Origin of the sequence: Mycobacterium sp. GA-2829 (genome assembly GCF_001499965.1) — a bacterium.
Classification (GTDB): domain Bacteria; phylum Actinomycetota; class Actinomycetes; order Mycobacteriales; family Mycobacteriaceae; genus Mycobacterium.
On sequence record NZ_LQIT01000061.1, the window covers coordinates 1 to 22,140 of the forward strand.

General features: G+C 69.5%; 20 protein-coding genes, 1 tRNA gene and 1 pseudogene. 13 read left to right on the forward strand and 9 right to left on the reverse strand.

Going from position 1 to position 22,140, the window contains the following annotated elements; translation table 11 throughout:
• From AU194_RS27130 to AU194_RS27140, 3 genes are all read right to left on the reverse strand, one after another.
• Window positions 1-643 (reverse strand): septum formation initiator family protein (locus tag AU194_RS27130; protein WP_059092373.1); only part of this gene is annotated, 643 nt, incomplete at its 3' end.
• A 3-nt stretch (window positions 644-646) separates the two neighbouring features.
• Complete coding sequence (gene eno / locus AU194_RS27135) at window positions 647-1,936, reverse strand: phosphopyruvate hydratase (RefSeq protein ID WP_059092374.1); 1,290 nt, start codon at window positions 1,934-1,936, stop codon at window positions 647-649.
• A gap of 78 nt (window positions 1,937-2,014) precedes the next feature.
• Window positions 2,015-2,725, reverse strand: coding sequence for a lytic transglycosylase domain-containing protein (locus AU194_RS27140; RefSeq protein ID WP_059092375.1), 711 nt, complete (start codon window positions 2,723-2,725; stop codon window positions 2,015-2,017).
• Between the two features lie 273 nt (window positions 2,726-2,998).
• Here AU194_RS27140 and AU194_RS27145 point away from each other — a divergent pair, with 273 nt between their 5' ends.
• Window positions 2,999-3,922, forward strand: coding sequence for an EfeM/EfeO family lipoprotein (locus tag AU194_RS27145; protein WP_059092376.1), 924 nt, complete (start codon window positions 2,999-3,001; stop codon window positions 3,920-3,922).
• Window positions 3,919-5,175, forward strand: coding sequence for a Dyp-type peroxidase (locus tag AU194_RS27150; protein ID WP_059092377.1), 1,257 nt, complete (start codon window positions 3,919-3,921; stop codon window positions 5,173-5,175). The genes AU194_RS27145 and AU194_RS27150 overlap by 4 nt, the downstream gene beginning before the upstream one ends.
• Here the strand turns inward: AU194_RS27150 and AU194_RS27155 are convergent.
• Window positions 5,160-6,104 (reverse strand): nucleoside triphosphate pyrophosphohydrolase, encoded by a 945-nt coding sequence (locus AU194_RS27155; protein ID WP_059092378.1) that lies wholly within the window; start codon window positions 6,102-6,104, stop codon window positions 5,160-5,162. The two genes, AU194_RS27150 and AU194_RS27155, sit on opposite strands and share 16 nt — an antisense overlap.
• Window positions 6,101-9,748, reverse strand: coding sequence for a transcription-repair coupling factor (gene mfd, locus AU194_RS27160; RefSeq protein ID WP_059092379.1), 3,648 nt, complete (start codon window positions 9,746-9,748; stop codon window positions 6,101-6,103). Before mfd ends, AU194_RS27155 begins: the two co-directional genes overlap by 4 nt.
• A gap of 297 nt (window positions 9,749-10,045) precedes the next feature.
• Between mfd and AU194_RS27165 the strand changes: the two genes are divergently transcribed.
• Complete coding sequence (locus tag AU194_RS27165; RefSeq protein ID WP_059092390.1) at window positions 10,046-11,692, forward strand: PGRS repeat-containing protein; 1,647 nt, start codon at window positions 10,046-10,048, stop codon at window positions 11,690-11,692.
• A gap of 1 nt (window position 11,693) precedes the next feature.
• Here AU194_RS27165 and AU194_RS27170 read toward each other — a convergent pair whose 3' ends face one another.
• A complete protein-coding gene (locus tag AU194_RS27170) occupies window positions 11,694-12,290 on the reverse strand; it encodes a TetR/AcrR family transcriptional regulator (protein WP_197417757.1) in 597 nt (198 codons plus the stop codon).
• An 85-nt stretch (window positions 12,291-12,375) separates the two neighbouring features.
• Between AU194_RS27170 and AU194_RS27175 the strand changes: the two genes are divergently transcribed.
• The 9 genes from AU194_RS27175 to AU194_RS27215 all read left to right on the forward strand — a co-directional run bounded on the left by AU194_RS27175 (window position 12,376) and on the right by AU194_RS27215 (window position 18,891).
• A tRNA-Gln gene (locus tag AU194_RS27175) sits at window positions 12,376-12,447 on the forward strand.
• 4 nt (window positions 12,448-12,451) lie between these two features.
• Entirely contained in the window at window positions 12,452-13,909 is a 1,458-nt protein-coding gene (gene glmU / locus AU194_RS27180; protein ID WP_059092381.1) for a bifunctional UDP-N-acetylglucosamine diphosphorylase/glucosamine-1-phosphate N-acetyltransferase GlmU, read from the forward strand.
• Between the two features lie 100 nt (window positions 13,910-14,009).
• Window positions 14,010-14,990 carry a ribose-phosphate diphosphokinase gene (locus tag AU194_RS27185; protein WP_059092382.1) on the forward strand — a complete coding sequence of 327 codons (981 nt, stop codon included), beginning with the start codon at window positions 14,010-14,012 and terminating at the stop codon, window positions 14,988-14,990.
• Window positions 14,991-15,329, forward strand: coding sequence for an arsenate reductase (glutaredoxin) (gene arsC / locus AU194_RS27190; RefSeq protein ID WP_059092383.1), 339 nt, complete (start codon window positions 14,991-14,993; stop codon window positions 15,327-15,329).
• Complete coding sequence (locus tag AU194_RS27195; RefSeq protein ID WP_059092384.1) at window positions 15,326-15,979, forward strand: LpqN/LpqT family lipoprotein; 654 nt, start codon at window positions 15,326-15,328, stop codon at window positions 15,977-15,979. The genes arsC and AU194_RS27195 overlap by 4 nt, the downstream gene beginning before the upstream one ends.
• A gap of 38 nt (window positions 15,980-16,017) precedes the next feature.
• Window positions 16,018-16,887 carry an oxidoreductase gene (locus AU194_RS27200; protein ID WP_059092385.1) on the forward strand — a complete coding sequence of 290 codons (870 nt, stop codon included), beginning with the start codon at window positions 16,018-16,020 and terminating at the stop codon, window positions 16,885-16,887.
• A gap of 146 nt (window positions 16,888-17,033) precedes the next feature.
• Window positions 17,034-17,693 (forward strand): 50S ribosomal protein L25/general stress protein Ctc, encoded by a 660-nt coding sequence (locus AU194_RS27205; RefSeq protein WP_059092391.1) that lies wholly within the window; start codon window positions 17,034-17,036, stop codon window positions 17,691-17,693.
• Window positions 17,694-17,699: 6 nt separating this feature from the next.
• On the forward strand, window positions 17,700-18,278 hold the full coding sequence (gene pth / locus AU194_RS27210) for an aminoacyl-tRNA hydrolase (protein WP_059092386.1): 579 nt from the start codon (window positions 17,700-17,702) through the stop codon (window positions 18,276-18,278).
• Window positions 18,279-18,366: 88 nt separating this feature from the next.
• A complete protein-coding gene (locus AU194_RS27215; protein WP_059092387.1) occupies window positions 18,367-18,891 on the forward strand; it encodes a DUF488 family protein in 525 nt (174 codons plus the stop codon).
• Here the strand turns inward: AU194_RS27215 and AU194_RS27220 are convergent.
• From AU194_RS27220 to AU194_RS27230, 3 genes are read right to left on the reverse strand one after another with little or no spacing between them, the layout of a single operon-like run.
• Window positions 18,870-19,916: an epoxyqueuosine reductase gene (locus tag AU194_RS27220; RefSeq protein ID WP_059092388.1), complete on the reverse strand. Its 1,047-nt coding sequence runs from the start codon at window positions 19,914-19,916 to the stop codon at window positions 18,870-18,872. The two genes, AU194_RS27215 and AU194_RS27220, sit on opposite strands and share 22 nt — an antisense overlap.
• Before the next feature lie 43 nt (window positions 19,917-19,959).
• Window positions 19,960-20,808 (reverse strand): ABC transporter permease, encoded by an 849-nt coding sequence (locus AU194_RS27225; protein ID WP_059092389.1) that lies wholly within the window; start codon window positions 20,806-20,808, stop codon window positions 19,960-19,962.
• Window positions 20,805-21,758, reverse strand: a complete 954-nt coding sequence (locus AU194_RS27230) for an ATP-binding cassette domain-containing protein (protein ID WP_059092392.1) — start codon at window positions 21,756-21,758, stop codon at window positions 20,805-20,807. Before AU194_RS27230 ends, AU194_RS27225 begins: the two co-directional genes overlap by 4 nt.
• 118 nt (window positions 21,759-21,876) lie before the next feature.
• Here AU194_RS27230 and AU194_RS27235 point away from each other — a divergent pair.
• A pseudogene (locus AU194_RS27235) lies at window positions 21,877-22,140 on the forward strand (lipase maturation factor family protein); the annotation flags it as partial.

The window sequence follows — 22,140 nt, forward strand, 5'->3', positions numbered from 1 at the left end:
GGGGCGTCGGTGGTGGGGCAGGCGTCGCGGCCGCCGGACCGTGCGGTTCATCGGCGATCGTGTTCCACAGCGCGGTGTACCACGGGTCGCCCGACGGGGCGACCTGCTCGGCCGGCGTCGGACCGGCCCCGGGGGCCACCGCACCCGGTGGCAACTGCACCTGGAACGGGATGTCGCCGGGCATGACGAACCCGAGGCGTTCACGCGCCTGCGCGGCGATGAACACCGGGTCGGCCAACTTCACCTTCTGCTGCTCGAGTTCGGCGATCTGCTCACGCAATTGCTCCTCGGAGGCCTTGAGCTGCTTCATCTCCGTGCGCTGCGAGAAATACGTGCGCACGGGTCCCGCGATCGTCAGCGTCAGCACGCACACCACCGCCGCGAGGATCGCGGCCCGCCGCGCCGCCGACCCGAATCGCTGTTCGGAGTGCTCATCGGCGATGCGTTCGGCCCGCCGCACGATCGCGTGCCCGACCGATTCGGTCTCCTGCGAGGCGGGTTTGGCCTCGATGGCGCGCGGCTGCGCACGCGGAGTCGACGTCCCCTTCGGGCGGCCCCGGTTCGCGCCGCCGGGTTTACCCGGCTTCCCCGGCCGCGGGGCCGGGGACCGACGCTTGGGATCGGGCCGCTTCGATTCGGGCACGGGCTATTTGGTCTCCAACGCGTACCGCGGGAAGGCCAGGTCGCCTGCGTAGCGGGCGGCGTCGCCGAGGGTCTCCTCGATGCGCAGCAGCTGGTTGTACTTCGCGACGCGCTCGCTGCGCGCCGGGGCGCCCGTCTTGATCTGGCCGCTGCCGACGGCGACGGCGAGATCGGCGATCGTGGTGTCCTCGGTCTCGCCGCTGCGGTGGCTCATCATCGTGCGGTAGCCGCTGTTGTGGGCGAGCGCGACGGCGTCCAGCGTCTCGGTGAGCGTGCCGATCTGGTTGACCTTCACCAGCAGCGCGTTGGCGGCGCCGCGTTCGATGCCCTCTTCGAGGCGTTCGGGGTTGGTGACGAACAGGTCGTCGCCGACCAGCTGCACCCGGTCGCCGATCCGGTTGGTCAGCGCGACCCAGCCGTCCCAGTCGTCCTCGGACAGCGGATCCTCGATCGACACCAGCGGGTAGGCGTCGAGGAGCCCGGCGTAGAACTCCGCCATCTGCTCGGCGGTGCGGGTCTCCTTCTCGAACGCGTAACCGGTGCCCTCGGTGAAGAACTCGGTGGCCGCGACGTCGAGCGCGAGCGTCACGTCGGTGCCGAGCTTGAAGCCGGCGGCCTCGATCGCCGACGCGATCAGGTCCAGCGCGGCCTTGGTGCCCGCGACGTCGGGCGCGAAACCGCCCTCGTCACCCAGCCCGGTCGACAGTCCCTGCTTCTTGAGCACCGACTTCAGCGAGTGGTACACCTCCGCACCCCAGCGCAGCGACTCCTTGAACGACGGGGCGCCGATCGGCGCGACCATGAACTCCTGCACGTCGACGCCGGTGTCGGCGTGGGCGCCGCCGTTGAGGATGTTCATCATCGGCACGGGCAGGATGTGGGCGTTCGGGCCGCCGAGGTAGCGGAACAGCGGCAGCCCGGCCGATTCGGCCGCGGCCTTGGCCACCGCCAGCGAGACGCCGAGGATCGCGTTGGCGCCCAGCCGCGACTTGTCCGGGGTGCCGTCGAGGTCGAGCAGGGCCTGGTCGATCAGGCGCTGATCGTCGGCGCTCATCCCGATCACCGCGGGGGCGATGTCGTCGAGGACGGCCTGCACGGCCTTGTCGACACCCTTGCCGCCGTAGCGGGAACCGCCGTCGCGCAGCTCCACGGCCTCGTGCTCACCGGTCGACGCGCCGGAGGGCACCGCGGCCCTGGCGAACGTGCCGTCGGTCAGCGCCAACTCGACCTCGACCGTCGGGTTACCACGGGAATCGAGGATCTCGCGGGCTCCGACCTGCTCGATGATGGGCACTGGCGTCTCCTTCTGGGGGCTTGCGGACGTCGCCTCAGCCTAAAGGCTGCCCGCCGCGGCGGCGTGACCAGACGCCGGTTAGAGGCGCCGGCCCTCGGCGTAGGCGGTGGCCCAGTCCCGCACCGTGCGCGCGTACTGCTCGGAGTAGTTGTAGGCGCGCAACGCGTTCATCCAGCCGCGTGGCGTGGACAGATCTTTGCCCGTGTAGCAGAGGTAGCCCGCCGAGGACAGCGCGGCGTCGTCGATGTTGTCGGGGTCGACCTTGCCGTCGCCGTTGGCGTCCACCCCGTACAGCCGCCACGTCTCGGGGATGAACTGCATGGGCCCCATCGCGCGGTCGAGTTCGTCGTCGCCGTCGAGCAGGCCGGCGTCGGTGTCCCTGATCTCGAGGTTGCCGCTCGACCCGTCCAGCCGCATCCCGCGGATCGGCGGGGTGACCTCACCGTTCGAGGCGACCATGGCCCCGCGGTAGTTGCCGTGGTGGCTCTCCACCATGCCGATACCCGCGAGCGTCGTCCAGGTCAGGTGGCAGTCCGGGTTCTCCACCTCTGCGACGCGGGCGGCGTAGGCGTACGCCTCCAGCGCGGTCACCGGGATGCCCAGCCGAGGGGCGCGCTCGGCGGCCCACTCGTGCAGGGCGTCGGCCGGGCGGCCCTCGGCGTAGGTGTCGACGGCGGGGACGGGGTCACCGGCAGGCGGCGGAACGCCTTCGGGGATGGGGGTGCCCATCTGCCACGAGCAACTCGAGGCCAGCACCAGCAGCGTTGCGACGACGACGGCGGCCACCATCACCGCTCGACCTTTCAGGCGGCCCCGATTCGTCTCACTCCGGCTGGCGGTGCCGGAGTCGTCCTCCCGGGCCGACGTCGGGGTCGTCAGGCACCCTTCGTCAGACAACGCACTCCCTCAACCGACTGTCGTCACTCTCATACTCCCATGCGACGGTACGGAACCGAACCATTCGCAGCTCGTGGCGAGGTTGCGCGGGCGTCATTTTCTTTAGGTATGCCTACCCTGTGGCGTTGCGAGGGGTAGAGTTCCGCTCCGACTCTAGGAGGTCGCATGGGACGGCAAATCGCCTGGCGGATACCGGTTGTTGCAGTGGCGCTCGCGTTGGCCGGATGTTCGGGCGGCGGCGAGAGCGGCAGCGAGTCCGAGACCTCCGCCGCGCCCACCTCGTCGACGACCGCCGCCGCGGCGCCCAGTCCCGAGGCCGAGAAGGCGGCCGCGGACTACAAGACCTACGCGGTCGAGCAGGCCAACGAGCTCGTCGGCGCCGTCAAGACACTGACCGACGCGGTGCGGGCCAACAATCTGCAGGCCGCCCAGGAGGCCTACGCACCCTCCCGCCTGCCCTGGGAGCGCATCGAACCGCTGGCGGGTCTCGTCGAGGAGATCGACGGCAAGGTCGACGCCCGCGTCGACCACTTCGCCGGCGTCGACGATCCGGAGTTCACGGGGTGGCACCGCCTCGAGTACCTGCTGTTCGACCAGAACACCACCGAGGGCGGCGCCCAGTTCGCCGATCAGCTCGACGCCGACGTCGCGACGCTGCAGAAGCAGTTGCCGACCATCGACGTGAAGCCGGTGGACGTGTCGACCGGTGCCGCCGAGCTCATCGAAGAGGTGTCCGAAGGCAAGATCACCGGCGAGGAGGATCGCTACTCCAAGACCGACCTGTGGGACTTCGATGCGAACCTGCAGGGCTCGCAGGCGGCGGTGGAGCGGCTGACGCCGGCGCTGGAGCAGGCCGACCCCGCACTGCTGGGCAAGATCGACGCGGGTTTCACCGAGATCTTCGCGAGCCTGGAACCGCTGCGCCGCGGTGACGGCTTCGTGCTGTTCTGCACCGAGAACGATCAGTTCCCGTCGCCCCGCTGCCCGGAGGTCACCGTCGATCCCGCGACGATCGACAAGATGAAGGCGCAGTTGGCCGGTCTGTCCGAGAACCTCTCGCAGGTCTCAGGAGTGCTGAAGCTGACGTGACCCGAGGTTCGCGGCGTGGGGTTTCGCGCCGAACGTTCGTCACCGGCGCCTTGGGCACCGGCGCCGCGGTGGGCGCCGGTGCCGCGCTGTCCGCGTGCTCGGAGACGACGACGGCGCCCGCCGCCCACACCGCGCGCTTCGTCCCGTTCGAGGGTGCCCATCAGACCGGTGTCGTCGCCGTCCCGATCCCCGAGCGGGGCCTGATCGCGTCGTTCAACGTCCTGTCCAAGGACCGGGCGGGGCTCGCGGCGACGCTGACCGAGATCACCGACGAGATCCGCGGGCTGATGGCGGGCAGGCCGCCCGAGGTGCGCGACCCCGCCTATCCGCCGGTCGACTCCGGGATCCTGGGCGAGAAACCGCCTGCGGACGACCTCTCGGTCGTCGTCGGCGTCGGCGCGTCGCTGTTCGACGACCGCTTCGGGTTGGCCGACCGCAAACCCCGCGAACTCGAGACCATGCCGTTCCTGGCCAACGACCGGCTCGATCCGAAGCTGTCGCACGGCGACCTGTCGATCATCTTCGAGGCGGGCCACAGCGACACCGTGCTGTTCGCGTTGCGGCAGGTGATGCGCCGCACCCGCAGCCACCTGGTGATGCGGTGGATGGTGGACGGTTACGCCCGCGGGATCGGGGCCGGACCGGTCTCCGACGCGGCGACACCGCGAAATCTGTTGGGGTTCAAGGACGGGACGTCGAACCTCGACGTCGACGATGCCGCGCTGATGGATCGTCACGTCTGGGTGGGCCGCGACGACGGGGAGCCGGAGTGGGCGGTCGGCGGCTCCTATCAGGCGGTGCGGATCATCCGGATGTTCGTCGAGTTCTGGGACCGCACCCGGCTCGCCGAGCAGGAGGACATCATCGGGCGGCGCAAGATCAGTGGCGCCCCGATCGGGATGACCGACGAGTTCGCCGATCCCGACTACGCGGAGGACCCGGACGGTCGACGCATCAAACTCGACGCACACATCCGGTTGGCCAATCCCCGCACCCCGGCGACCGAGGAGAATCGCCTTCTGCGACGGGGGTTCTCGTACTCACGCGGGTTCGACGGGGCCGGCCGGCTCGATCAGGGCTTGGCGTTCGTGTCCTACCAGCGCAGCCTGTCCAAGGGCTTCCTCGCCGTTCAGCGGCGCCTCAAGGGCGAACCGCTCGAGGAGTACATCATGCCGGTCGGCGGCGGGTTCTTCTTCATCCTGCCGGGTGTGAGCGGCGAGGACCGGTTCCTCGGCGATCAACTGCTCGACTGATCCGAGGGCCAGTGCGCCCGCCACTCCTCGTCGCTGATCCGGCCCGGTGATGCGCCGTCGAGTTCCTCGGGAATGTCCGATCCGCGCCGCGCGGCCACCACCGCCCGCTCCACCGCGCGTACGGTGTCCATGAACTCGAGGACCGCTGTCCGTAAGGCATTTTCGGCGTCCACCTCTGCCGAGACCTGCACCGACCGCAGACCATCGGGGATCAGGTCGTCCGGCAGCCCGGCCGTCGCGGCGCGGGAGAGCACCTTCTGCGCCAGCGCCAACGCCGGCTGGGCCGTCGGCACGTCGTCCATCGACGATTCGCGCGACGTCTCCAGCAGCTTGCGTTCCTCCCACTGCGCCAACTGCTCTTCCAGTGAAACCGACTCCCCCGCAAGCACTGCCGGCACCCGGTTGCCCAGCTTGCGCACCAGCGCGTCGGCCACGTCGTCGATCGTGAACGCATGCTCGGAGGCGTCCTCGGCGATGCGGGCGTGAAAGAGCACCTGTAGGAGCACATCTCCGAGTTCCTGGCGCAGCTCCTCGGCGTCGCCGCTGCGCACCGCGTCGAACAGCTCGTAGGTCTCCTCGAGCAGATACCGGCGCAACGAATCGTGGGTCTGCTCGCTCTCCCACGGCCCCGACGTGCGGAGCTTGTCCATCATCGCCACCGCGTCCACCAGCCGCTCCCCCGGCTGCGGAGAAGGTGCGGAGATCACCCGGTCCCCCGCCGCGATCCGGGCCCGCACCGCCGGATGCTCGCGATCCGACGACAGCAGCACCGGCGCGTCCTCGCCGTCGTACGCCGGCCGGGCCGACGGCAGCGACCACGGCACCTTGATCGGCATCTCCTCGGTGTACTGCACATCGCCGGCGAGCAGTCCGACCGCCTCGACGGGCACCAGCGTGGGACGTCGGGGATCGACCAGCACCACCGTCATGCGCGCGCACCCCCGTACTTCGACATGTCGATCTCCGCGGCGGGTTTCCCGTTGAGCGCCAGGATCAATCCGGCGACCATCCCCACCAGCGCGGTGTCGCGGATCCGCGGGGCGCCCACGCTGTCGGTGGTGCGCGGGATCGGCACCGTCACCGTCTGGGTGGTCGCCCGGTAACTGCCGCCCGGGTACATGCGCTTGAGCCGCAACTGCGCCGAATCAGGCAGCTCCATCGGCGAGAGCTTCACCGTCGACGCCGATACCGACGCCACATCGGTGATGCCGTACTCCCGGCACAGCAGCCGCAGCCGTGCCACCGCGACGAGCCGCTCGGCGGGTTCGGGCAGCGGGCCGTAGCGGTCCACCAACTCGTCGACCACCGCGTCGATCCCGGCGTCATCGGGTGCGGCGGCCAGCCGCCGGTAGGCCTCCAACCGCAACCGGTCGCTACCGATGTACTCCGGCGGCAGGTTCGCATCGACCGGCAGGTCGATCCGCACGTCCTTCGTCTCCTCCGGCGTCGCGACGGTCTTCCCGTCGGCGGCCGCTCGGTACGCCTCGACGGCCTCACCGACCAGCCGCACGTAGAGATCAAATCCGACACCGGCGACGTGGCCGGATTGTTCGGCGCCGAGAACGTTTCCGGCGCCGCGGATCTCGAGGTCCTTCATCGCGACGGCCATACCGGCGCCGAGTTCGTTGTTCTGCGCGATCGTGGCCAACCGGTCGTAGGCCGTCTCGGTCAGCGGCTGCTCGGGCGGATACAGGAAGTAGGCGTAGCCGCGCTCCCGCGACCGGCCGACGCGGCCGCGCAGCTGATGTAGCTGCGACAGGCCGAAGGTGTCCGCGCGCTCGACGATCAACGTGTTCGCGTTCGAGATGTCGAGGCCCGTCTCGACGATCGTCGTGCAGACGAGGATGTCGTACTCGCGGTTCCAGAACCCCTCGACGGTCTTCTCGAGCATCTCCTCGGGCATCTGCCCGTGCGCGACCACGACCCGCGCCTCCGGCACCAGCGCCGCGATCTTCGCCGCGGCCTGGTCGATGGTGCGGACCCGGTTGTGGATGTAGAACGCCTGGCCGTCGCGCAGCAGTTCACGACGCAGCGCGGCGGCGACTTGCTTGTCGTCCTGTGGGCCGACGTAGGTCAGCACCGGGTAGCGCTCCTCCGGCGGGGTGAGGATCGTCGACATCTCGCGGATGCCGGCGAGGCTCATCTCGAGTGTGCGCGGGATCGGGGTGGCGCTCATGGTCAGCACGTCGACGTGGGTGCGCATCGACTTGATGTGCTCTTTGTGCTCGACGCCGAAACGCTGTTCCTCGTCGACGATGATGAGCCCGAGGTCCTTCCACACCACCCCGGTCTGCAGCAGGCGGTGCGTGCCGATCACGATGTCGACCGACCCGTCCTTCATGCCCTCGATCGTCGCGCGGGATTCGGCCGGATCGGTGAAGCGGGACAGACCTTTCACGGTGACCGGGAAGCCGGCCATCCGGGCGGTGAACGTCTGCAGGTGCTGATCGGCGAGCAGCGTCGTCGGCACCAGGACCGCGACCTGCTTGCCGTCCTGCACCGCCTTGAACGCCGCGCGCACCGCGATCTCGGTCTTGCCGTAACCGACGTCACCGCAGATCACCCGGTCCATCGGCACCGGCTTCTCCATGTCGGCCTTGACCTCTTGGATCGCGGTGAGCTGGTCGACGGTCTCGGTGAACCCGAACGCGTCCTCCATCTCGTTCTGCCACGGGGTGTCGGGGGCGAAGGCGTGGCCGGGTGCGGCCTGGCGCTTGGCGTACAGCGCCACCAGCTCGCTGGCGATCTCGCGAACGGCCCTGCGCGCCTTGGTCTTCGTGTTGGCCCAGTCGCTGCCGCCGAGCTTCGACAACGACGGCGCCTCGCCACCGACGTAGCGTGAGAGCTGGTCGAGCGAATCCATCGGCACGTAGAGCCGGTCGGATCCGCCGCCGCGTTTACTCGAGGCGTACTCCAGCACCAGGTACTCGCGGCGCGCACCGCCGACGACACGTTCGGTCATCTCGACGAACCGGCCGATGCCGTGCTGGTCGTGGACGACGAGATCGCCTGCGGTCAGCGCCAACGGGTCGACGACGTTGCGCCGTTTGGCGGCGAGGCGTTTGCCTTCGGTGGCCGCGACGCGGCTACCGGTCAGATCGGCCTCGGTGACGATCACCAGCTGGGCGCCGGGCAGCACGACCCCGTCGTGCAGCGGCCCCTTGAGTACCCCGACGACACCGGGTCCGGGTTCCTCGCCGGCCTCCAACAGTGCTGTGGGCGTGTCGTTTTCGCGCAACTGCTCGCAGACACGTTGGGCGGTACCGGCACCGGGGGTGACGACGACTGCGTAATTCGGGGCATCCCCGCCGGTCGAGACGTGCGCACGCAGCATCGCGAAGATCTCCTCGACCGAGGACTGCTGACCGCGCGCCGACGGCGCCGACCGGATGTCGAGTTCGATGGCCTTCTCGTCGGACAGCTGGCTCAGCGTCCACCACGGATGGCCGCCGGCGCGGGCGCCGGTGCGCACCTCGTCGAAGCCGAGGAAGCCGGATGCGCCCATCGCCTCGAGGTCGATCGGGGCGTCACCGCCGACGGCTGCGGTCGACCACGACGCCTCGAGGAACTCGCGGCCGGTCTTGATGAGGTCGGCCGCGCGGGTGCGCACCTTCTCCGGATCGCACACCAGGATCGGCGCGCCGTCGGGCAGGTGGTCGGACAGCATCGCGAGGTCGCCGGGGCGCAGCAGCGGCAGCAGCGCCTCCATTCCGTCGACCGGGATGCCCTCGGCCAGCTTGGCGAGCATGTCGGGCACGGTGCCGACGACGGTGTTCTCGTTCGTGGGGTGTTCGGCGGACAGGGCGGCGGCGCGGATCTTCACGTCCTCGCTCATCAGCAGTTCCCGGCACGGCACCGCGATCACGGTGTCCACCTCGATCTCGGGGATCGACCGCTGATCGGCGACCGAGAACATCCGCATCTCGGAGACCTCGTCGCCCCAGAACTCCACGCGCACAGGGTGTTCGGCGGTGGGCGGGAAGACGTCGAGGATGCCGCCGCGAACGGCGAACTCACCGCGTTTGGAGACCATGTCGCAGCGCGTGTAGGCCAGGTCGACCAGGTGTTTGATGACGCCGTCGAAGTCGAGTTCGGCACCGACGGCGAGCGTCACCGGCTGAACGTCGGCGAGCCCCGGGGCCATCGGCTGCACCAGCGAACGCGCCGTGGTGACCACGACCCGCAGCGGCGGGCCGAGGCGGGCGTCGTCGGGGTGGGCCAGCCGGCGCAGCAGCATCATCCGGGCACCTACGGTGTCGACGCCCGGTGACAGCCGCTCGTGCGGCAGCGTCTCCCAGGACGGGAACATCGCCGCCGCGTCGCCGATCACACCCTTCAGTTCGGCGGTCAGATCGTCGGCCTCGCGGCCGGTCGCGGTGACCACCAGCAGCGGGCCGGCCTTGGCCAGTGCGGCGGTGACGAGCAGCCGCGCGCTCGACGGGCCGACCATGGCCAGCTCGTCGGGTTTGTCGGCGGCGCGGCTGGTCAGATCGGCCAGGCAGGGATCGCGCAATGCCAATTCGATGAGACCCGCGATCGGGGTCTGGACAGAAGGGTGCCCCGGTGCGGTCATGATGCACCCATTCTAGGCGTCGGCGCGGACCGGCCCGGCACACCGTCGCGCGATCGACCCCCAGACGTTGCCGAGCACAGTCGGGGAACTTTCAGCGAATATTGTTGACACCGTAAACAATCTGTCTAAGCTTCACCGAAAGCCCCCGGGTGAGGGCGGATCGCCGGCTCGAGACGGAGGCCTGCATCGTCCTTTTTGACCCGGACTTGCGCAGCGCAGGTCCGGCGGGAGCAACCTCGACAGCTTTTCTGGCAGCCACCATTCGTGATCGCGGGCGGTGCACATCGAAAGGTCACGATGACGCGTACCCCAGTCGGTCGAATCGCGATACTCACCGCCGCCCTGGGGGTGTGCCTCACCCCTGCGGTCGCGGTCCACGCCGCCACCCCTCCGACGCCGGGCCACCTGGCCGTTTCGATCAACGGCGAACTCAAACACCAGGAGGGCACCGCGACGGCCAGCTCTTTCGGCTCCGGGGATAACGAAACGGGGTCCCGGGCGATCGCCAAAGGCGCGAACGCGAGCGCGCAAGCGCGCCGTGTTCGCGCGGTCGCCGAAGTCATCGGCGACGGGGCCACTGCCTTGGTGGTCGAGTACGGGAGCTGGGCGTTTGTGGAGGGAGCGGGCAGCCGCGCCACGATCAACAGCGGGTACAGCCGCGCCACGGTCAGGGGCGACGGCATCTTCGTCCTGATCGACGTCGGGTATGGAACCCAGGTGGACGCGGGGGGCTCCGATTACGTCTTGACGGTCCTGGGACCCGAGAACATCGTCGACTACCGCGATGTGCATGGCGGGAGATACGACCTCCAGGGTTCCAGGCAGGTGTTCTGCCGCAATGGCACCGTCGTGTGCTCCGGGCCGATAACCCCCGGGCCATTCGGACGTCAGACACTGGCGCTGACAACCCCGACAACGGTCCGCGGGCCGTTGTTCGGTCTGTTCGGTGACGGTGTCGACGCCGCGGCCGATTGCACCGGCACTGCGTGCAACGGTGGCCGCGGCGGTCTGCTCTGGGGTAACGGCGGCGCCGGCCGTAACGGCGGCGTCGGCGGCGCGGCCGGGTTGATCGGCAACGGCGGCAACGGCGGTAACGCCACGGCCACCGCCGCGGCCGGTAACGGCGGGCGCGGTGGACTGCTGTTCGGCAACGGCGGCAACGGCGGCGTGGCGAACGAGCAATTCGTCGACGCGGGCCACGGCGGCGACGCCGGCTGGTTCGGCAACGGCGGCCGGGGTGGTTTCTCCGGCTATGAGTACGGCACCGGCGGGCACGGGGGCCGGGGCGGTCTGCTCGCCGGAAACGGCGGCGACGGCGGCATCGCGATCGGCAACTACGGCACCGGCGGCGACGGTGGCGACGCCGGGCTGCTCGGCAACGGCGGCCAGGGCGGCCGCGGCGGACAGTACGACGAAGTCGCCTACGGCGGTGACGGCGGCGACGGCGGACAGCTCGCCGGTAACGGCGGCCGCGGCGGCGACGCCTACGCCCTCGACACCGCCATCGGCGGCTGGGGCGGCGACGCCCACTTCATCGGCAACGGCGGCGACGGCGGCAATGCCGAAGCCACCGATTCCGACATCGGGGTCGCCGTCGGCGGCGACGGCGGCAACGCCGGCCTGATCGGCAACGGCGGTCGCGGCGGCGACGCGACCGGAACCTACGCCGGCATCGGCGGCGACGGCGGCAACGGCGGTGACCTCTACGGCGACGGTGGTGACGGCGGCCAGGGCGTCGGCAGCGACGAGTTCGGCATCGGCGGCGGTGGCGACGGCGGCGATGCAGGTCAGCTCGGCGACGGCGGGGACGGCGGCGACGGAGACGGCTGGTCCGGATCCGGTGGCGACCGCGGCGAAGGTGGCGACACCGCCGGCGACGACGGGGACGGCGGCGACAGCGACGGCGGCGACAGCGACGGCGGCACCGGCACCGACACCGACTGAATCAATCCTCGTCCTGCAGCCGCGGGTCGGCCTCCAGATGGGTCAACCCGTTCCACATGAGGTTCACCAGATGCGCGGCCACGACCTCTTTCTTGGGCACCCGGGTGTCGAGCCACCACTGCGCGGTCATCGACACCGACCCGACCAACGCCTGCGCGTACAGCGGTGCGAGTTCGGGGTCGAGGCCCCGGCGGGAGAAGTCGCCGGCCAGGATCGAGCTGACCTGATTGACGGCGTCGTTCAGCAACGTCGAATAGGTGCCGGACGTGATCGCCGCGGGTGAGTCGCGGATCAGGATCCGGAAGCCGTCGGTGCGCTCTTCGACGTAGGTCAGCAGCGCGAGCGCCACCCGCTCCACCCGCACGCGCGACCGGTTGTTGGTCAGCGACGAGGTGATGCCGTCGAGCAACGCCGACATCTCGCGGTCGACCACCACCGCGTACAGGCCCTCTTTCCCGCCGAAGTGTTCGTAGACCACCGGTTTGGACACGTTGGCCCGCTGCGCGATCTCCTCGATCGAGGTGCCCTCGTACCCGCGCTGGGCGAACAGCGACTTGGCGATCTCGACGAGCTGCTGCCGTCGTTCGCTGCCGGTCATCCGTGCGCGGGGTGCGCGCACCTCCTTGTCGGGCGCTGCCATATTCGGAGGGTAGCGGCTTCGACTACAGTCTCGGAGTGATCGATCCGTCGTGGTGTAATCGGCAGCACCTCTGATTTTGGTTCAGATAGTTCAGGTTCGAGTCCTGGCGACGGAGCAATATGACCTCTTCGACCGATACCGCGGTCCTCGTACTGGCCGCAGGCGCCGGGACGCGGATGCGCTCAGACATTCCCAAGGTGCTGCACACCCTCGGCGGCCGGAGCATGTTGTCGCATGCGCTGCACACCGTGGCGAAGGTCGCCCCGCAACACCTCGTCGTGGTGCTCGGCCATGACCGCGAGCGCATCGCGCCCGCCGTCGACGCGCTGGCCGGCGAACTCGGCCGCCCCGTCGACATCGCGATCCAGGACCAGCAGCTCGGCACCGGGCACGCCGCCGAATGCGGCCTCAAAGCACTGCCGGACGGCTTCGCCGGCGTCGTCGTGGTGACCGCGGGCGACGTCCCGCTGCTCGACGCCGACACGATGGCCGACCTGCTGACCACCCACGGGTCGGCCGCCGCCACCGTGCTGACCACCACGGTCGACGACCCCACCGGCTACGGCCGCATCCTGCGCACCCAGGACAACGAGGTCACCCGCATCGTCGAACAGGCCGACGCGAGCCCGTCGCAGCAGGCGATCCGCGAGGTCAACGCCGGTGTCTACGCCTTCGACAGCGTGGCGCTGCGGTCGGCGTTGAGCCGGCTGCGCTCCGACAACGCCCAGCACGAGCTGTACCTCACCGACGTGATCGCGATCTTCCGTCAGGACGGCTTGAGCGTGCGGGCGAAGCACGTCGACGACAGCGCGCTGGTCGCCGGCGTCAATGACCGGGTCCAGCTGGCGGCGCTGGGCGCCGAACTCAACCGGCGCATCGTCACCGCGCATCAGCGCGCCGGCGTGACGGTCGTCGATCCGGGCTCGACGTGGATCGACGTCGACGTGACCATCGGCCGCGACACCGTCATCCGCCCCGGCACGCAACTGCTCGGCCGCACCGCCATCGGCGGCCGCTGCGAGATCGGCCCCGACACCACGCTGACCGACGTCACCGTCGGCGACGGCGCCTCGGTGGTGCGCACCCACGGTTCGGAGTCGGTGATCGGCGACGAGGCGACCGTCGGCCCGTTCACGTTCCTGCGGCCGGGCACGGTGCTGGGCGCCGACGGCAAGCTCGGCGCGTTCGTCGAAGCCAAGAACGCCACGATCGGCACCGGCACCAAGGTGCCGCACCTGACCTACGTCGGCGACGCCGATATCGGTGAGCACAGCAACATCGGCGCCTCAAGCGTGTTCGTCAACTACAACGGCGAGAGCAAGAGCCGCACGACGATCGGCTCGCACGTGCGCACCGGCTCGGACACCATGTTCGTCGCGCCGGTGACCGTCGGCGACGGCGCCTACACGGGTGCGGGCACGGTGATCCGCGAGGACGTCCCGCCGGGCGCGCTGGCGGTGTCGGCCGGACCGCAGCGCAACATCGAGGGCTGGGTGGTCCGCAAACGGCCGGGCTCCGCCGCCGCGCGCGCGGCAGAGCAGGCGCTCGGGCAGGGTGACGACTCCCAGGAGCCGTGAGCTCGACCACTTCTGTTCACGATCCGGCAACCCGGGCACGGGGACCCAGGAACGCTACGTACGATTGGGCCGACACGATCCCCGACCGGCGAGGCGCACAGTGGGCAGCGAGTGGACCGACAACCGCAAAAATCTGATGCTCTTCTCGGGCCGCGCGCACCCGGAATTGGCTGAACAGGTCGCCAAGGAGCTCGACACTCCGGTGACCGCGCAGACCGCGCGCGACTTCGCCAACGGCGAGATCTTCGTCCGCTTCGACGAATCCGTCCGTGGCTGCGACGCATTCGTGCTGCAGTCCCATCCGGCGCCGCTGAACCAGCATCTGATGGAACAGCTCATCATGATCGACGCGCTCAAGCGCGGCAGCGCCAAGCGGATCACCGCGATCCTGCCGTTCTACCCGTACGCGCGCCAGGACAAGAAGCACCGCGGCCGCGAACCGATCTCCGCGCGACTGGTCGCCGATCTGCTCAAGACGGCGGGCGCGAACCGGATCCTCACCGTCGACCTGCACACCGACCAGATCCAGGGCTTCTTCGACGGGCCGGTCGACCACATGCGCGCACAGAAGCTGCTGACCGGCTACATCGCCGAGCACTACCCCAGCGAGAACATGGTCGTGGTCTCCCCCGACTCCGGCCGCGTGCGTGTCGCCGAGAAGTGGGCCGATTCGCTGGGCGGCACCCCGTTGGCCTTCATCCACAAGACCCGCGACCCACTGGTGCCGAATCAGGTGGTGTCCAACCGCGTGGTCGGCGACGTGCGCGGTAAGACCTGTGTGCTGACCGACGACATGATCGACACCGGCGGCACCATCGCCGGCGCGGTGAAACTGCTCAAGCAGAACGGCGCGGGTGACGTGATCATCGCCGCGACCCACGGTGTGCTGTCGGATCCCGCGCGCGAGCGGCTGGCCGAGTCCGGGGCGTGCGAGGTCATCGTCACCAACACGCTGCCGATCGGCGAGGACAAGCGGTTCCCGCAGTTGACCGTGCTGTCGATCGCCCCGCTGCTGGCCAACACCATTCGCGCGGTATTCGACAACGGGTCGGTGACCAGTCTGTTCGACGGGTCAGCATAAGTGGCACGCATTTACCACAACCCGAAGTGCTCGACGTCGCGTAAGACGCTGGACCTGTTGCGCGACAACGGGATCGAGCCTGAGATCGTGCAGTACCTGAAGACGCCGCCCACCCGCGCCGAGATCGCCGAGATGATCGAGGCCGCCGGAATCGAGGTGCGGGCGGCGGTGCGCAAACGCGAATCGCTCTACGCCGAACTGAATCTGGCCGAGGCGTCCGACGACGAACTGCTCGACGCTCTTGCCGAGCACCCCATCCTGATCGAGCGGCCGTTCGTCGTCACGGACAAGGGCACCCGGCTGGCCCGCCCGATCGACACGGTGCGCGAGATCCTGTGACGGCTCGCCGCGTCGCGGCGGCCGCCGCGCTGCTGGTCCTCGCCACCAGTGCGTGCGGTGCGGAAACCCCTGACTACCAAGCGCTCTGGAGTACGACGAGCTCCGCTGCCCCGACGTCGACGGAACCCACAGAGGCACCGGTGCCGATCGCGCAGTACCTCGAGCAGGTCGGCGTCACCGGTCGCACCGTCGCGCCGGAGAAACTGCCCGACCTCACCGTCACGATCCCGACCCCCCCGGGTTGGCAGCCCTACCCCGGCACCCAGTTCGAACCCGGTACCCGCGTCATCGCCAAGGGCGACACCTATCCCATCGCGATGCTGCTGGCCATCGAACTCACCGGGAACTTCGACCCCGCCGAGGCGATCACCCACGGCGACGCCGACGCCCGGCTCTCGGAGAACTTCAAGGAGCTCAACTCCTCGCGGGAGAACTGGCGCGGGATGCCGTCGTCGATGATCGAGGGCACCTACGACCTCAACGGCCAGCGGATGCAGAGCTACAACCGCATGGTCATCGCGACCGGCGCGCCGCCGGCCAATCAGCGCTACCTCATCCAGTTGACGGTCACCAGCTTCGCCGACGAGGCCGAGAAGTACGGCAAGGACATCGAGACCATCCTGGCCGGGTTCACCGTCGCCCCGAAGTAGGGACTGCCTCCTCATTTGCCGGCGATACAGTGTCAGCCATGAGTGGATGGACCGCCGCAGACCTGCCCTCCTTCACCGGCCGCTCGGTGATCGTCACCGGCGCCAACAGCGGCCTCGGTCTGGTGACCGCCCGCGAACTGGCCCGCGTCGGCGCCGATGTCGTTCTCGCCGTGCGCAACACCGCCAAGGGTGACCAGGCCGCCGCCGAAATGACCGGCAATGTGACCGTCCGGGAACTCGACCTGCAGAACCTCGCGTCGGTGCGGGAGTTCGCGGCGGGCACCGAGAAGGTCGACATCCTGGTCAACAACGCTGGCATCATGGCGGTGCCCTACGCGCGGACCGTCGACGGGTTCGAGAGCCAGATCGGCACCAACCACCTCGGCCACTTCGCGCTGACCAACCTGCTGCTGCCCAAGATCACCGACCGCGTGGTGACGGTGTCGTCGTTCATGCACGTGTTCGGGCGCATCAACCTCGACGACCTCAACTGGAAGGCCAGGCCCTACTCGGCGTGGCTGGCCTACGGCCAGTCGAAGCTGGCCAACCTGCTGTTCACCAGCGAACTGCAGAACCGGCTGCGCGGCGCCGGGTCACCGCTGCGCGCGCTGGCCGCCCACCCCGGGTACTCGCACACCAACCTGCAGGGGCAGTCCGGCCGCAAGATCGGTGACGCGGTGATGGCCGTCGGCGGCAAGTACTTCGCCACCGACGCCGACTTCGGCGCCCGCCAGACGCTCTATGCGGTGGCCGAGGATCTGCCGGGCGACACCTTCATCGGCCCCAAGTTCGCGATGCGCGGTCCGACCGGCCCGGCGTGGCGCACCCCGCTGGCCCGGGACATGAAGACCGCCGCGGCGCTGTGGGAGCGCTCCGAGCAGCTCACCGGCACCCGGTTCCCGCTCTAGCGATTTTCCCCGCACCGCCCGGGTGCGGTAACCTCGACCGCGCATCACGGCGAGGGTGGCCCGGCCACCGTTATCGACGGGAACTTCGTTTCACGCTGTTGTCCTCCTCCGCCGTGTCCACCACCGGCATACAGGAGCAACACATCATGGCCAAGAACGCGCCGAACAAGCTGACCGCCGCGGTCCGCACCGAGACCGGTAAGGGCGCCTCCCGCCGCGCCCGCCGTGACGGCAGGGTCCCCGCCGTCCTCTACGGCCACGGCACCGACCCGCAGCACCTCGAGATCAACGCCCGCGACTTCGCCGCCGTGCTGCGCCACGCCGGCACCAACGCCGTGCTGACCCTCGACATCGACGGCAACGAGCAGCTCGCGCTGACCAAGTCGCTCGAGATCCACCCGATCCGCCGCAACATCCAGCACGCCGACCTGCTGGTCGTGCGCCGCGGCGAAAAGGTCACCGTCGAGGTCACCGTCGTCGTCGAGGGTGACGCCACCCCGGGCGCGCTGGTCACCCAGGACGCCAACGCCATCGAGATCGAGGCCGACGTGCAGTCGATCCCCGAGCAGCTGACCGTGTCGGTCGAGGGCGCCGAGGAAGGCACCCAGATCACCGCGGCCCAGATCGAGCTGCCCGAGGGCGTCAGCCTGGTCTCCGATCCGGAGACCCTGGTGGTCAACATCGTCAGCGCCCCGAGCGCCGAGGAGCTCGAGTCCGAGGGCGGCGGTGCGTCGGTCGAGGAGCAGGCCGCCGAGGCCGCCGAGGCTTCGGGTGAGGCCGAGGGCGCCGAGGAATCGGCAGAGTAATCCGACATGGCCGAGCCGTTGCTGGTGGTCGGCCTGGGCAATCCCGGGCCGAACTACGCCAAGACCCGCCACAACGTCGGCTTCATGGTTGTGGATCTGCTCGCCGGGCGGATCGGATCGGGATTCAAGGTGCACCGGAAATCGGGCGCCGAGGTCACGACCGGCCGCCTGGCGGGCAGATCCGTCGTGGTCGCCAAACCCCGCACGTACATGAACGAATCGGGCCGCAACGTCGGCCCGCTCGCGAAGTTCTTCTCCGTGGCGCCCGCGGACGTCATCGTCATCCACGACGAGCTCGACATCGACTTCGGCCGCATCCGGTTGAAGTTCGGCGGCGGCGTCGCAGGACACAACGGCCTCAAATCGGTGGCCGCGGCGTTGGGCACCAAGGACTTTCAACGGGTTCGGGTCGGGGTCGGCCGCCCGCCCGGCCGCAAGGACGCCGCGACGTACGTCCTCGAGACCTTCAGCTCCGTCGAACGCCCCGAGGTGCCGACGATCTGCGAACAGGCCGCCGACGCGACCGAACTGCTGATCGCCCAGGGGTTGGAGCCGGCGCAGAATCTGGTGCACGCCTGGGCGTGACCCCCGGGGGTGCCGCGAACAGTCACAGATTCGCGTTATTCCGTGGGTATTCACGCGAATCTGTGACTGCTCGGCGGAGGGTGGTGACATGGCGCTGCTGACCGCGGGCCACGGCCGCCTCACCGGCGCGGAGATGACCGACCTCCTGCGCGGTGCCGGAGTGCGGTCTCTGGTCGACATCCGCCGCTTCCCCGGCAGCCGCGCCAATCCGGACATGTCGCGCGATGCGATGGCGTCCTGGCTGCCCGAGGCGGGCATCGCCTACCGGTGGGACGACCGCCTCGGCGGGCGGCGACGGCTGGCGGCCGACGCCCCGCGTGAGGACCCGTGGTGGCAGGTCGAGCAGTTCGCCGCCTACGCCGCGCACACCAGGACCCCCGAATTCGACACCGCGTTGCGTGAGGTGCTCGACGAAAGCGTCTCCGCCACAACACTTGTCATGTGCAGTGAGAGTGTCTGGTGGCGGTGTCACCGAAGGCTGGTCGCCGACGTCGCGGTGCTGCGCTTGCACGCCGAGGTCCGCCATCTCATGCACGACGGCAGGCTGACAGCCCACCCCGTCGCGGCGGGCGCCCGGGTGCGCGACGACGGTCACGTCGTCTGGGACGGCTGACGACCGCGGATCCCGCTGTCGACGACTTTCACCGGTTTGTGGGGATAGCGCCGCTCGGCATAGGCCTTGGCCGCGGAGTTCGGCAGCACGTAGAGCGTCTCTTTCTTGTCCTGCAACGGTTTGAGCACCAGGTCCATGAACGCCTTGCGGTCGTCGAGATACGGCTCGATGACGTCCTCACCTGCCGGGCACACCGCGAGGCAGTACGCGGCTTTGTAGTTGGCCTTGAACGACAGGCTCTGCCACATCGACGCGTTCTCCGAATCGCTGACCCGGTTGCGGAAGTCGTCGGCGTCGACGCTGTCGGCGACGGTCTGCGCCCAGTCGGTGAACCCGCCCATGAACTCGCGGTAGTTGTGCACCGAGCAGGCCACGAAGTCGAACTCGCCGTTCTTGCCGATCGCCCCGACCGGGCATGCCGCGACGCACAACTTGCACTCCAGGCACGGCGAATAGTCCAGCGGTGCACCGTATTCGCTGATCTCGGCGTCCACCAGCACGGTGGCCAGCAGGATGAAGTTGCCGAACCGGGGGTGGATGACGTTACGGTGGATGCCCATCACGCCCAGGCCCGCGGCCACCGCGACGGGTTTGTGCGCCACCACCCAGATGCGGCCCGGGTAGCGGTCCATCTCCATCGGGAACGTCGCCGACGGGTTGAGCGCGCGGTGACCGGCATCCTGCAGTGCGCGGGTGATGCGGTGGGCGGCCTCGTTGATGATCTCGCCGCTGCGGTGAAACTCCTGGTTCGCCACGCTGCGCGCGGTCGAGCGCACGTTGTCCCGGTTCATCCGCACGACCAGCGAGATGAAACTCCGGGCCCCCGGCAGCGCCGCGTCGACGTGCTCGCGTTCGGAGGCGAGATCGGGGTTGTCGACCGAGGCGAAGGCCACGTCGTCGGCGCCGGCCTCGAGGCAGAGGCGGCGCAGCCATTCGGCGTCGACGCGGCCGGGTCTCGTCGCCTGCCGTGACCGCACGGCCCGCACGGTCGGATGCTCGGCCAGACGTGGCGGCAGCTTGCTCATGCGCTGAGTATAGCGTGCAATACTCAGCTGCCGACGGGAACCGTCAACCGCCCGTGCGCCGCGCGTAGGCCCGCAGCGCGAACGGTGCGAACACCGCCGTCAGCGCCAGCGACCACAGGATCGTCGACAGCACCGGATGGTGCAGCGGCAGCTGGGCGTCCGGGGCCGCGGGCCCGCCGTTACCCCACAGCTCGCGCATCGCCTGCGCCAGCGACGACACCGGATTCCACTCGGCGATCACCCGCAACCAGTGCGGCATCGGTTCGGTGGGCACGAACGTGTTGGCCAGGAACGTCACCGGGAACAGCGCGGTGAACATGACGCCGTTGACCGCCTCGACCGTGCGCATCAGCGAACCGATCAAGATGCCGAACCAGATCATCCCGAACCCGAACAGCAGCAGCAGCGCGAACGCCGCGACCGCCTCCCCCACGCTGCCGCGGATGCGCCACCCGATCGCCAGACCCGTCAGCGCCATCACCACCACGCCCAGCGACGAGTGGATGACGCTGGCGATGCTCCGGCCGATCAGCACCGACGACCGGGAGATCGGCAGCGAGCGGAACCGGTCGATGATGCCCTTCTCGACGTCGGCGGTGATCCCGGAGGCCACCACGAACGCGGAGAACACGATGGTCTGCGCCTGGATGCCCGGCAGCAGGAACTCCCGGTAGGACGCACCGCCGGTGTTGGTGATCGACGCACCGAACACGAATGCGAACAGCAACACGAACATGATCGGCTGCGCGGTGACGTCGCTGAGCATCTCCGGCATGCGCTTGGTGTGGATCATGTTGCGTTTGACCATGATCCACGACTGCTGCGCGAGATTGGTGCGGTGGGTCAGCGGTCTGCGGGCCTGATCGTTGACCCGGGATTCGACGGCGGTCATGCGTCGACCTCCTCGTCTTCGGTGCGGTGGCCGGTCAGCGAGAGGAACACGTCGTCGAGGCTGGGCCGGGACAGCCCGATGTCGTCGACCTCGATGTCGCTGTCGCGCAGCCAGCCCGCGACGCGGACCATGTCGGCCAGCCCGTCGGCGGCGGCGGTGAGCTGACGGGCGCCCCGGTCGACGAACACTTCAGCGCCCGTCTTGGCCAACAGCGCCTGCGCCGCGGCGAGGTCGGCGCCGTCGGCCACCGTCACCACCAGGCTGGCGTTACCCGCCTGCCGCTTGAGCTCCAGCGGGGAGCCCGAGGCGATGATTCGACCCTTGTCGATCACGACGATGTCGTCGGCGAGCTGATCGGCCTCCTCCAGGTACTGCGTGGTGAGCAGCAGTGTGGTGCCGCCCTCGACCAGGCCGCGCAGCACCTCCCACAACTCGCTGCGGCTGCGCGGGTCCAGCCCGGTGGTCGGCTCGTCGAGGAACAGCACCGGCGGTGCGGCGAGCAGGCTGACCGCCAGGTCGAGCCGGCGGCGCATCCCGCCGGAGTACGACTTCACCACACGGTCGGCGGCGTACCCGATCGAGAACCGCTCGAGCAGTTCGTCCCCGACGCGGGCGAGTTCCTTGCGCCGGATGCCGTAGAGCCCGCCGATCATCCGGATGTTCTCGCGGCCGGTGAGCAGTTCGTCCACGGTCGCGACCTGACCGGTCAGCCCCATGTTGCGCCGCACCTCGTCGGGCTGGCGGCGGACGTCGAAGCCCGCCACGCGCGCGGTTCCGCTGGTGGGCGCGGTGAGCGTCGTCATCATCCGCACGGTGGTGGTCTTGCCGGCGCCGTTGGGCCCCAGCAGACCCAGCACCGTCCCCGCGGGGACGGCGAAACTCACGCCGTCGACGGCGGTCTGGTCGCCGAACCGCTTAACCAGGTCGATCGCCTCGATGGCCGGTGTCATGCCTCGACGGTAGCCGCGGGCACCGACACCGGGCGAATCCATTTGTCCCGCGCCGACTGTGCGCCCGAACCGTGGGTACACCGGGTGCGAACGGGTCGTCGACGCAGGAGTATCCGCAGTGGGCACGCAGTGGTTCGTAGCACCCGAGTACTGGCTGGCCCGCGAGGTCCTGCAGCGCGGTGTCGCGACGATCTACCTGGTCGCCTTCGTCGCCGCGGCGCGTCAGTTCCGGCCGCTGATCGGTGAGCGCGGCATGCTGCCGGTCCCCGCGTACGTCGCGCGGGTCCCGTTCCGCGCCGCGCCGAGCCTCTTCCACCTCCGCTACTCCGACCGGCTGTTCGCCGCCGTCAGCTGGTTCGGCGCGGCGGTGTCGGTCGCGGTG

What these genes read in the sequence shown, in the direction of transcription:
- mfd (WP_059092379.1), bottom strand. Translation starts at nt 9,748, where the DNA reads ATGACCGCACCGGGGCACCCTTCTGTCCAGACCCCGATCGCGGGTCTC.
- AU194_RS27200 (WP_059092385.1), top strand. Translation starts at nt 16,018, where the DNA reads ATGAGTGGATGGACCGCCGCAGACCTGCCCTCCTTCACCGGCCGCTCG.
- AU194_RS27225 (WP_059092389.1), bottom strand. Translation starts at nt 20,808, where the DNA reads ATGACCGCCGTCGAATCCCGGGTCAACGATCAGGCCCGCAGACCGCTG.
- AU194_RS27165 (WP_059092390.1), top strand. Translation starts at nt 10,046, where the DNA reads ATGACGCGTACCCCAGTCGGTCGAATCGCGATACTCACCGCCGCCCTG.
- AU194_RS27230 (WP_059092392.1), bottom strand. Translation starts at nt 21,758, where the DNA reads ATGACACCGGCCATCGAGGCGATCGACCTGGTTAAGCGGTTCGGCGAC.
- AU194_RS27145 (WP_059092376.1), top strand. Translation starts at nt 2,999, where the DNA reads ATGGGACGGCAAATCGCCTGGCGGATACCGGTTGTTGCAGTGGCGCTC.
- AU194_RS27220 (WP_059092388.1), bottom strand. Translation starts at nt 19,916, where the DNA reads ATGAGCAAGCTGCCGCCACGTCTGGCCGAGCATCCGACCGTGCGGGCC.
- AU194_RS27205 (WP_059092391.1), top strand. Translation starts at nt 17,034, where the DNA reads ATGGCCAAGAACGCGCCGAACAAGCTGACCGCCGCGGTCCGCACCGAG.
- pth (WP_059092386.1), top strand. Translation starts at nt 17,700, where the DNA reads ATGGCCGAGCCGTTGCTGGTGGTCGGCCTGGGCAATCCCGGGCCGAAC.
- glmU (WP_059092381.1), top strand. Translation starts at nt 12,452, where the DNA reads ATGACCTCTTCGACCGATACCGCGGTCCTCGTACTGGCCGCAGGCGCC.
- AU194_RS27170 (WP_197417757.1), bottom strand. Translation starts at nt 12,290, where the DNA reads ATGACCGGCAGCGAACGACGGCAGCAGCTCGTCGAGATCGCCAAGTCG.
- AU194_RS27140 (WP_059092375.1), bottom strand. Translation starts at nt 2,725, where the DNA reads ATGGTGGCCGCCGTCGTCGTCGCAACGCTGCTGGTGCTGGCCTCGAGT.
- AU194_RS27215 (WP_059092387.1), top strand. Translation starts at nt 18,367, where the DNA reads ATGGCGCTGCTGACCGCGGGCCACGGCCGCCTCACCGGCGCGGAGATG.
- AU194_RS27155 (WP_059092378.1), bottom strand. Translation starts at nt 6,104, where the DNA reads ATGACGGTGGTGCTGGTCGATCCCCGACGTCCCACGCTGGTGCCCGTC.